The organism is Clostridium sp. AF19-22AC, assembly GCF_003479085.1.
Classification (GTDB): domain Bacteria; phylum Bacillota; class Clostridia; order Lachnospirales; family Lachnospiraceae; genus Faecalicatena_A; species Faecalicatena_A orotica.
The window spans coordinates 93,232-103,884 of the sequence record NZ_QUGN01000022.1 but is presented as its reverse complement, the minus strand read 5'-3'; the positions used below and the strand labels follow the sequence as shown (position 1 = coordinate 103,884).

General features: G+C 48.1%; 7 protein-coding genes. All 7 read left to right on the top strand.

The window, feature by feature from the left end; translation table 11 throughout:
* Positions 1-249: 249 nt before the first annotated feature.
* Genes DWX43_RS20955 through DWX43_RS20925 form a run of 7 tightly spaced genes read left to right on the top strand, consistent with a single transcriptional unit; the run spans position 250 to position 10,634 of the window.
* Positions 250-2,391 (top strand): hypothetical protein, encoded by a 2,142-nt coding sequence (locus DWX43_RS20955; protein WP_118621715.1) that lies wholly within the window; start codon positions 250-252, stop codon positions 2,389-2,391.
* 13 nt (positions 2,392-2,404) lie between these two features.
* Positions 2,405-3,700, top strand: coding sequence for an extracellular solute-binding protein (locus DWX43_RS20950; protein ID WP_109733810.1), 1,296 nt, complete (start codon positions 2,405-2,407; stop codon positions 3,698-3,700).
* Between the two features lie 24 nt (positions 3,701-3,724).
* A complete protein-coding gene (locus DWX43_RS20945) occupies positions 3,725-4,591 on the top strand; it encodes a sugar ABC transporter permease (RefSeq protein ID WP_118621714.1) in 867 nt (288 codons plus the stop codon).
* Entirely contained in the window at positions 4,584-5,411 is an 828-nt protein-coding gene (locus DWX43_RS20940) for a carbohydrate ABC transporter permease (protein WP_118621713.1), read from the top strand. Before DWX43_RS20945 ends, DWX43_RS20940 begins: the two co-directional genes overlap by 8 nt.
* 41 nt (positions 5,412-5,452) lie before the next feature.
* Positions 5,453-6,991: a response regulator gene (locus DWX43_RS20935; RefSeq protein ID WP_118621712.1), complete on the top strand. Its 1,539-nt coding sequence runs from the start codon at positions 5,453-5,455 to the stop codon at positions 6,989-6,991.
* Complete coding sequence (locus DWX43_RS20930; RefSeq protein WP_118621711.1) at positions 6,988-8,679, top strand: histidine kinase; 1,692 nt, start codon at positions 6,988-6,990, stop codon at positions 8,677-8,679. Before DWX43_RS20935 ends, DWX43_RS20930 begins: the two co-directional genes overlap by 4 nt.
* Before the next feature lie 14 nt (positions 8,680-8,693).
* A complete protein-coding gene (locus tag DWX43_RS20925; protein WP_118621710.1) occupies positions 8,694-10,634 on the top strand; it encodes a beta-L-arabinofuranosidase domain-containing protein in 1,941 nt (646 codons plus the stop codon).
* Positions 10,635-10,653: the final 19 nt, after the last annotated feature.

Genomic DNA, 10,653 nt, shown 5'->3' with positions numbered 1-10,653 from the left:
TTTATGAGGCGTCCCCCCTCCAACCACCCCCCAGAAAATCCCCTAGTTCTCTTTTTGTGGATTTTGTATAGTTTTGGGGGTGTTTTTTTGTTAGTGATTTTAAAATGAAAGAAAAATGTAATGTTTTGTGCTGATTAGTTTATTTTTTTGTTTGATGTGAGGGGGTAAAATGGAAATATCTTAAGAGATGACAGAAAACGGGTCATGAAAAGATAAAAACGAAAAGATACGAAGAAGGGGGGCTGTAAGATGGACAGTCTGAAAATCATCAGCTGGTATGAGGTGTTTCCTGACGGGGATGGACGGAAGATTTATGCGGAGACAGTTTTAGGCGGGAAAGAGATTCATGCAGAAAATGTGATTGAAGTATCAGGCAGAGAGATTGCAGTTGAGGATGCCTTTTTACAGGAAGAGGGAAGTGTTAAGATCGTCCGGCGTATCAGGAAAAAGGAGAGCGCAGGGACGGGACGCGAAAAGAGCGGGATTGCATTTGGGATGGATATCCTGTTAGATGAGGGACGGCAGCTGCGGTATGGAATTCCTTCCTGCCGGTATTCTTCCGGGTTGAAAGGGAAACATACCTATATGGAGGAACGGCTGACGGCACCGATGGTTATGGCATATGTGGAAGGTACACAGACCGCGGTTTCTCTCGCAAGGACGGGGACACCTGAGTGTACGCAGGAGGAAGAAAGGAAAAGAGGGGAGTCCTGTTTTCTGCACAGGACCCTGGCCGGTTCCCTTGGATATGAGTGGCGGGATGGCAGGGAGAACTTCCTGTGTGCCCGCTGGCCCTATGAGGAGATGGACAGCAGTGTGGCGCTTGATTCGAAGGGAACGCCTGTACAGGCCTTTTATCCGGTGGATGAAGAAGCGTGGGAGGCTGAACTTCATTATGAGATTAAGTGTACTTGTGACAAAACGTTTACCGACAGCCTGTATGAGAGATATCAGGAACTGGCGGGGGAGTTTGAAAATGAAGGACACCAGATAGTCAGCCTTCCGTTTACTTTACAGGAGGAAATCATCTGCCGGGAGACAAGCCTTATGAAGAGCTACCGGGAATTTGGGGAAGACGGCGCAGGATTTTTCTTCCATTTTGACCCGCGTAAAGGATATGGTTCCGAGCCGTCGGGGTTTGGGACTTCCTTCAATACGATACCACACAGCACTTATGTACACATTCTGGAATATGGATTTACCGGAAGGCAGAACCACGCGGCTTTGATACTGGCAAGGGACAAAGGCGGCGAATGGGTGGAAAGGGGCAGGAAGGTGGTGGATTTCTTCCTGAATCACTGTATTCTGGAGAATGGCTGGGTCTACTCACTCTATGACCTTAGCAAGGAGGAGCCTTTCTTTTCCTTCGGGGATCCGGAGGCACCTAAGCTCCATTATATGGATTACAGGGAAGCGAAAGGTAATTATCTCCGGACCATGACAGAACCGATGAACGATGTACTGGAATGCTATAAGTGGTATCACGATCAGGGAAGTGAGCAGAAACCGTGGCTGGAGGCTGTGATACAGTTTGCAGATCTGCTGGTCTCTCTTCAGAATGGGGACGGTTCCTGGTACCGGGCTTATGAGCCGGACGGGACGCCTGTCTTTATGCTGGAGGACCCGGGGATGGCAGAGCGGGAAAGAGAACGGGGAAGAAAGGCGGCATCGGCGATTCCTATTGTGTTCCTCTGCAATCTGGCAGAATACCTGCGCAGCAAAGGAGAAGATGCAGATGCCGGCAGCATTGCATTTAGATGGCAGGGCTATCAAAGGGCGGCTGTCAGGGCCGGAGAGTATGTCCTTTCCAGCGGATGCAGGGAGGAACTCTTTCAGGGCGGTACGCTGGATAACCCCAATGTAGTCGACAAGGAAGCGGCACAGTATGCGATGGCCGGATGCTGGCATTTGTTTGAACAGACCGGGGAGAAACGTTTTCTGGATGGTGCGGTGACGGCTGCAAGGCAGTTCGTGACATGGAACTATATCTGGAATGCGCCGGTGAAGGAGGAAACCCTTCTCTGTGAGAAAAAGTTCCGGACAAAAGGAATGGGAGCAATCAACTCAATCTGGTGCGGAGGCGTCGTTGATATTTATTCTTTGTTCCATATACGGGAGCTATATTTGACAGGACGCAGGGCAGGAGATACGTTTCTAATGAAAATGGCAGACTGGATCAGTACGGCGGCACACCAGATTATGTCCTGGCCGGGAGATAAGATGGGATTTACCGATATCGGGATGCAGCCGGAAGGTTTTGGCATCTGCCCACAGGGAATGGATGAAGGAATGATTCAAAAAGGGGATATATGGGGGACACTCGGATGGATTTATTCCGCCGGAATAGACGGCGTGGATAGATATGTAAAAGAACTGCGTAAGGCAGACTGAAGGAGGAAAAGTAATGAAGAAAAAAAGAGTATTGAGTGTGTTACTGGCGGCAGCGATGGCGGTTTCCATGCTGGCAGGGTGTGGTTCATCCAAGAAGGATGACCAGCAGAAGGCAGAGAAATCTGACTCAGGGGCAGTTGTCCTGAACATGTACCACAGCTGGAGTACGGATTCGGAGAGAGGGGCGGCGCTGGACAAACTGATTCAGGAGTTCAATGATGAGAATAAAGGAAAGATAGAAGTAAAAGTGACCGTGAACCCAGATTTCCCGGCATATCAGGAAAAAGTAAAGACGATGATTTCCACGGATACGACCCCGGATATCTTCCATTATAATTTTAACCCGAACGACCTGTCCAGACAGGAATCAGGGAAACTGATGGACTTTACAAAGTATATGGATGACGAGTGGGCTGACAGATTCGGCGAGGGCGACCTCGAGACGCTGACTGTGAACGGTGAAATCTCATCGATTCCGTTTGAAAAGGCCGGAGCGGTTTTTTATTATAACAAAGAGCTTTTTGCGCAGGCAGGAATCGACGAATTCCCTGATACATGGGACGGGCTCCTGAAGGCATGCGCGGACTTAAAGGATGCGGGAATCACTCCGTTTTCACTGTATACAGCAGACGATGCGTGGTATACATGCAACCTGTTTACTTATCTCGCGGCAAGCTATGCAGGGACAGAGACGCTCAATGAGGGCGGAAGCATTGATACGGCTGAGATGAAAAAAGCGGCTGAGATGCTGAGGAAATTCTGGGATTATACGACCGGGGATGCCATTGGGGCAAACTATTCTGTAGCTATGAATAACTTTGCGTCCGGTAAAACAGCGATTGCGATCGACGGCCCGTGGCTGATCGGTTCCCTGACGGATATCCAGGATAAGGTCGGGATTGCCAAAGCACCGTCATTCAAAGATGGCAAGGTGGCAGAGAATTATCTTGTGACAGATGCACAGACACCCTGGGCTGCGGCGAAAACAGATGATGCAGAAAAAGAAGAGGCAATCGTGGCATTCATGAAGTATATCACTTCCGAAGAAAGTGTTAAACAGCTGACGCTGGAAGGCGCGGTTTTCCTGTCACCGAAGTTAAATATGGAAGATCCTGACGTAAAAAATACAGAAGGGCTGCTTGGAGAATATCTTGCCCTGAATTCAGTTGTTGAGGGAAGTACCGTTAATATCCAGAGAAATCTGACGACAACAGCGAATACAAAACTGCCGTCTCTTCTGGAAAGCCTTGCACTGGACAGTGTGACTCCGGATGAATTTATCGGACAGCTGTCCAAAGAAAACCAATAGGAAAAAGAAAGGGGCTGGCAAACAATGAAAAAACGGCAGACAGTGTTATATATGGCACCAGCGGTAATTCTTATCCTGGCATTCTTCTTAGGTCCGCTGTGTTATCTGGGATATGTAAGCTTTTTTGAATGGAACGGCCTCGGGCCGAAGACATTCGTTGGATTCGCAAACTTTCAGTATATATTCTCAGATCCTGTTTTTAGGATGGCATTTAAAAATACCGTTATCTGGCTTCTGTCAGCCCTGTTTTTACACATTCCCTTCGGGCTGCTTCTGGCGCTGCTTTTAAACAGGCAGCCCAGAGGATGGAAATTTCTGAGAGTCATGTATTTCATTCCCAATGTGATTTCAACGACAGCAGTTGCCTTTCTGTGGTATTTTATCTATCATGTTGATGTAGGTCTCTTAAATAATATACTGAAAAGCATTGGATTGGGAAGACTGGCGCATGCATGGCTCAATGACCCGGGGACCGCACTGGTCTGCAATCAGGTTCCGTTTATCTTCTATGTAGGGCTGACAATGATCATATTCCTGACACAGCTTTCTACCGTGCCGAAGGAACTGAAAGAGGCCGCGATGGTGGACGGCGCGACAGGGATCCAGATCGATATCCATGTCTACCTGCCAATGATGAAACCGGCAATCATTACGAATATCATGCTGAATCTGGCATTCTGCCTCAGAACGTTTGAATATCCGTTCCTGATGACAGGAGGCGGTCCGGCGAACAGTACGACGAACCTTTCACTGTATATTTACAGGGAAATGGTCGGCTCCAACAGATACGGGATATCGATGGTGGCAGGTCTGGTAACAGTACTGCTCGGTTTCGGAATCATGATACTTGTAAATATGCTTCAAAGAGAAAGGAGGAGCCGCCATGAATAGCAGAAAATCACCCGCCCGTACAATCATGTACATATTTCTGGCAGCCGTGCTCGTATTTATGATGGTGCCGTTTTTCTGGCTGCTTGTTTCATCCTTCCGGCCGAATGCGGATCTCTTTAACGAACCGTTTGCGGTGCCGAAGCATCTTTCGCTTGAGAACTTCAAGGCAGTGATGGAAAGCCATCCGATGGTATTGTATTTTTTCAATACGGTGGCAGTGGCGGCTCTGGCAACTGTGATTTCTATTCTGTCAGCCACTCTGGCTTCCTATGCCATGCTATACAGGTTCACAAACAGGAAAATCCTGACCGTGCTTTTCTCTATGTGCCTGTTTATCCCGACCAATGCATTCTTAGTGCCATACTATGTGATGATTAATAAGATCGGGCTCTATGATAATATTCTCGGGATCGCGCTGGTGTATGCGGGTGTAAACCTGCCGATGAGCCTGATGGTGGTGCGCGGATATATGGAGACGATTCCCGGGGAACTTCTGGAATCAGCGAAAATAGACGGGGCAACAGCGGGACAGGCTTTCCGGAAAATCATACTGCCTATTTCAAAACCCGGAATCGTCACCGCCTGTGTATTCATCGTCATCAATTCCTGGAATGAACTGCTCTTTGCAAATCTTCTGAACCAGAGTGACGCTTCCAGAACGATCCAGGTGGCGATCCGTTCCTTCCTAACGACTTTTGAGGCCAATTATGCATATGCATTTGCGGCGATGGTGATTTCCATCCTGCCTACCATCGTGATCTATGCCATGCTGACAGATAAAATTATTGGGGGAATGACAGCCGGGGCGGTGAAAGGGTAAGTGAGTCCGGAAATGTATAAAAAGTAAAAGGGGGATATCTTATGAGAATGATGATCGTGGAAGACGAGGACAATATCCGGGAGGGGCTTGTATCCCTGCTGGACTGGCAGGAAGAAGGATTTGACCCTCCCGTACTCTTTGGGGGTGCAATCGAGGCGCTGGAATATCTGGAAACAGAGAAAGTGGATGTGATTCTGACAGATATTTATATGCCGGTCTTAAACGGTCTGGAATTTATTAAGATGATACGCAGGGAGAACCTGACGTGTGACATTATTATACTGACCGGGCATGACAGGTTTGAGTTTGCACAGGAAGCCGTGGAGCTGGGCGTGAAGCGCTACCTGTTAAAGCCGGTATCCCCCGATAAACTGAGATCGGTGCTCTCGGATATACGCAGGGACATTGCAGAGCGGATGAAGCTCATGGACTGGATCGCGATTGCCGAGAAACAGCTGGAAGAAAATCTACCGGTTCTGCGCAACCAGTTCTGGAACGACCTGCTGGCAGAACGTTTCGCAGAGAAGGAACAGATGGAACTGCGGGCGGAAAAAGCATCGGTTTATCTCCCAAAGAGTGAGGTCACCTGTGTGGCAATCCGTTATTTTAACCAGAACTCCAGTCTGACGGAGGAGGTAGCTTTGAGGCAGATCGTGGATGAAATACTGGGTGATGCAGTCGTCTATCTGATGCCTTATGACGGGACCGAACTTGTCATCATGGAGGGAAGGCTGTACCAGTTCAAGCTGGAGATTCTGAAGGAGTCTATCGCACAGAATCTGGGACTGGAAGTATGCTTCGGCGTCAGCAAAACCGGAGCGGAACTGCTTATGGCAGGCAGGCTGGCGAGGGAGGCGGTGGAAGCGGCAAAGTCCATTCGGGACATACACGAGATGTATTACCTCTATTTTGCCGATATTGCCCCCAAACGTGCGGGCGAACCAGAATACCCATATGCAGATGAAAAACAGATACTGGATATGCTTAAGTTTCACGATACGTTAAACGAGAGGCTCCTCCAGACTTTTTTCCAGAAAGTGATGCCTCCCCGGTATCCTGTGGAGGAGTCAAAGGTGATGCTGCTCCAGCTGCTGGTCGCCATGAACCGTACGGCAAATGATATGGGGGTCGATGTTCTGGAAGAGTTCAGGAATACGGAAAGCTGCATCAGGAATTTTGACGGACCGGAGCAGTCCTTTCAGGATATGGCCGGGAGGATTATACAGAAAAAACGCAGTTCAACAAGGAGATATGTGGAAGTGATTGCCGGGCAGGTAGAGGAAATTGTCGAAAGAGAGTATTCTAACCCGGAGCTGTCCGTGAGTTATCTCGCTGACAGGCTCGCCCTGACATCCAATTATCTGTCCAGAATCTTCCGGAGCCTGACAGGGGAAACCTGTATTGAATATATCACAAAGGTACGTATGAACGCAGCGAAAGAGATGCTCGAACATACAGACAAAAAGAGCTATGTGATTGCCGGAGAAGCCGGCTATAAAAATGCAAATTATTTCAGCGCGATGTTTAAGAAATATACGGGCCTGTCTCCAAAGGAATATCGGGAAAGGAGTAAAGCGTGAAGCGCAGATTCAAATCCATAAAGAACAGAATCATGTTTTTCTTTATCGGTGTGGCAGTCTTCCAGATTGCGGCTATGGCTTTGTTTGCGGTTTTCCATCTTCGCCCGTCTCTAACGAAAATGTATGAAGAGCATCTGGAAAAGTTTACAGAGTCTGCATTCTGGGAAATTAATTCGGCAAAGATGAAGATAGAAAATTATACGGTGAACATGATTGGTGATTCCGACATACAGGAGTTTTTAAGATCCGCAGATTACAGCAGCCAGAACTATGTGCCGTCCATGACGGCAGAGATGCGGAACCGGATTCTGTCTTATACGGATTATGACAGCGCGATCAGGTCCATTTACCTGATCGACAATTACGGGAGGATGTACAGCAACCTTTCCCATAATGCGGTGTCCGGGTATCTGGAGTCAAAGGAGGATCTAAAGGGCAGAAAAGATGCATCCGCCGTATGGTTTACAGATTTTAATGACAGCAGCATCGTTGTGTACCGGATTGTGAACAATAATACAACGGATCTGACGCAGAAGATTGGTGCTGTCTGCATGGTGATTGATAAAAGCCTCTTTGTGGACCGGATCGGCCAGTTTCTTCTGGAAGACACACAGAATTACCGCCTGGAGAGTGCAGACGGCAATTTTAGGTTATCTTCTGTTGGTGACGGGGACACGCTTTCAGATAAAAAGTATATTATCAGCTCCCGGGACAATGGTATCTGGACGCTGAAAACCTGGATTGATAAGAACGAGGCCTACGCCTCTATTTATTTGATTTTCAAAATCCTTTCACTGGAGCTGATGGTACTGCTAGTGATTAGTGTGTGTATGGTCATCTATCTTTCCGGCAGGATTACAAAACCCATTTCAGATATCAGGAATGCCATGAAACAGGTCGGAAAAGGCAATATGCACTCCGAGGTGCCTGTCAGCGGTGAGGATGAGATCGGGCAGCTTGCAGAAACGATGAACAGGATGTCAAAAAAAATCGGGGAGCTGGTAGAAAAGATAAGGCGTGAGGAGACCAACCAGCGCCTGCTGGAGTTAAAGGCCATGCAGTACCAGATCAACCCGCATTTTCTCTATAACACGCTGGATTCCATCAGCATGTTTGCGCGGAAGAACCATGATGTACAGAGTGAGGAGCTTGTGATTGCGCTGTCTGATTTTTTCCGGATCAGCTTAAGCCACGGACAGGAATTTGTGACACTGGAAAAGGAGGCAGAATATGCAGTGTGTTATCTGGAAATCCAGAATATTCGTTTTCCGGACCAGATCACATGGAACGTCTCTGTCGATGAAAAATTGAAGGACATAAAAATCATGAAGTTTATTCTCCAGCCCCTTGTAGAAAACAGTATCTACCACGGAATCCGTGATGCAGGCAGGAAGGGGCATATACAGATATCTGCTTATCAGGAGTGTGACGGACTTGTCCTGTGTGTGGAGGACGACGGGACGGGCATGCTGCCGGAGGAACTAAACGAGCTTATGAAGGAACTGGAATCAGAGGAAATCCGCGAGAAAGATATCCATGAGGGCGGTTTCGGACTTAAGAATGTCCATCAGAGGCTGAAACTGATGTATGGAGAAAAAAGCGGGCTTCAGATCGAAAGTGAATGGGAGGAAGGGACAAGGATTAAAATTTTCATTCCACTCAGATGTAAATCTGGAGAAAAAGTGTGAGAAGAGGGAAAAAGATGGAAAAATTAAAACTGGCAGATTTAAAGGACGTAAAGATTAAGGACCCTTTCTGGGACAGGCATACGCAACTGGTAAAGTCCGAAATACTGGACTACCAGTGGAAGGCAATGAACGACCAGATTGAGGATGCGCCGCCCAGCCACTGCATCGAAAATTTCCGGATCGCGGCAGGGGAGTCAGATGGAGAGTTCTTTGGAGCGGTCTTTCAGGATTCCGATGTGGCAAAATGGCTGGAAGCCGTGGCGTATACGCTGGCGGCAGAACCGGATGCAGAACTGAAAAAACGTGCAGACGGTGTGATTGACCTGATCGGCCGCGCACAACAGCCGGACGGATATTTTAATACATATTTTATACTGAAGGAACCGGGCAAAAGATTTCAGAATCTTTGTGAGGGACATGAACTATATACACTGGGACACATGATAGAGGCCGCCGTTGCATATAATCAGGCGACCGGTGAAAGAAGATTTCTCGAGATTGTCTGCCGCATGGCAGATCTTGTCGCAGATACATTCGGACCAGAAGAAGGAAAGCTTCACGGGATGCCGGGACATGAAGAGATTGAGCTTGCCCTCGTGCGTCTGTATGAGGTAACCGGGGAAAGAAAGTATCTGGAAACGGCTAAGTATTTCATTGATGTAAGAGGCACGGGAGAGAAAAATTACTTTCTGAAGGAGATGGAACAGGAAGGATTCCGGAATATCTTCCCGGAATTCGAAGACTACCAGCCAGAATATTCCCAGTCCCACCTTCCGGTCAGGGAACAAAGGACGGCAGAAGGGCATGCCGTGCGCGCCGTGTATTTATACTCCGCAATGGCAGATCTTGCAGACCTGTACCATGATGAAAAACTTTTTGAAGCATGCACGAAACTCTGGGACAATATCGTACAGAGAAGAATGTATGTGACCGGCGGGATCGGTTCTTCCGGTATTCTGGAACGTTTTACAACGGATTATGACCTGCCGAATGACTGCAATTATGGGGAAACGTGTGCTTCGATCGGGCTGGCACTGTTTGGGAGAAGAATGGCCCAGATAACCCGCGATGCCAGATACATTGATGTGGCAGAGCGCGCTTTGTATAATACTGTTCTTGCAGGTATTGCCCTGGATGGAAAAAGTTTCTTCTATGTAAATCCACTGGAAGTATGGCCGGATAACTGCATGGGGCGCACCTCCAAAGAGCATGTAAAAAGCATTCGCCAGAAATGGTTCGGGGTTGCGTGCTGCCCTCCCAATATCGCGAGGACTCTTTCTTCGCTGGGGCAGTATATATACGGGTATGATAAACACACACTGTTTGTCAACCTTTTCATAGGAAATGAAACAGAACTGGAATTAGAAGGTGGCAGAATCCGGGTCAGTCTGGAAACGGAATTTCCCTATAAAAACACATATTCCCTTCGGATTCACGGTGAAGCAGGACGGATGACACTTGCACTTCGGATTCCGGATTATGCAGTTGATTACCGTATCTTTCAGGACGGTACTGAGGCTGTCTATACGGCAGAAAAAGGCTATGCATACATAAGCGGTGATTTCAGCGGGAAGACACTGGAAGTCCGGTTTCGTTCGGAACCACGTTTCATCAGGGCAAATCCTGCCGTACGCGCCGATGAGGGTAAAGTGTGCATGATGAACGGGCCGCTTGTTTATGCATTGGAAGAAGCAGATAACGGCGCGAATCTTTCCGGGATTTATCTGGATACCTCGACCCGGCCCGCAATGCGGCTGGACCCGGAACTCTTCGGGGGGACATGGGTATTGTCGGCAGACGGATACCGCATTGCGGCAGACAGCTGGGCCCCGGGTGAGCTGTACAAAGAAGAAAAACCAAAGTTTTTCAAGACAAAAGTGCGGGCCATCCCCTATGCATACTGGAATAACAGGGGCAAAGGGGAGATGACAGTATGGGTAAAAGAATGGATATAAGATGATTAGACCGGTAAAA

Coding starts and splice junctions, on each gene's coding strand:
- DWX43_RS20945 (WP_118621714.1), top strand. CDS start 3,725: ATGAAAAAACGGCAGACAGTGTTATATATGGCACCAGCGGTAATTCTT.
- DWX43_RS20955 (WP_118621715.1), top strand. CDS start 250: ATGGACAGTCTGAAAATCATCAGCTGGTATGAGGTGTTTCCTGACGGG.
- DWX43_RS20940 (WP_118621713.1), top strand. CDS start 4,584: ATGAATAGCAGAAAATCACCCGCCCGTACAATCATGTACATATTTCTG.
- DWX43_RS20950 (WP_109733810.1), top strand. CDS start 2,405: ATGAAGAAAAAAAGAGTATTGAGTGTGTTACTGGCGGCAGCGATGGCG.
- DWX43_RS20925 (WP_118621710.1), top strand. CDS start 8,694: ATGGAAAAATTAAAACTGGCAGATTTAAAGGACGTAAAGATTAAGGAC.
- DWX43_RS20935 (WP_118621712.1), top strand. CDS start 5,453: ATGAGAATGATGATCGTGGAAGACGAGGACAATATCCGGGAGGGGCTT.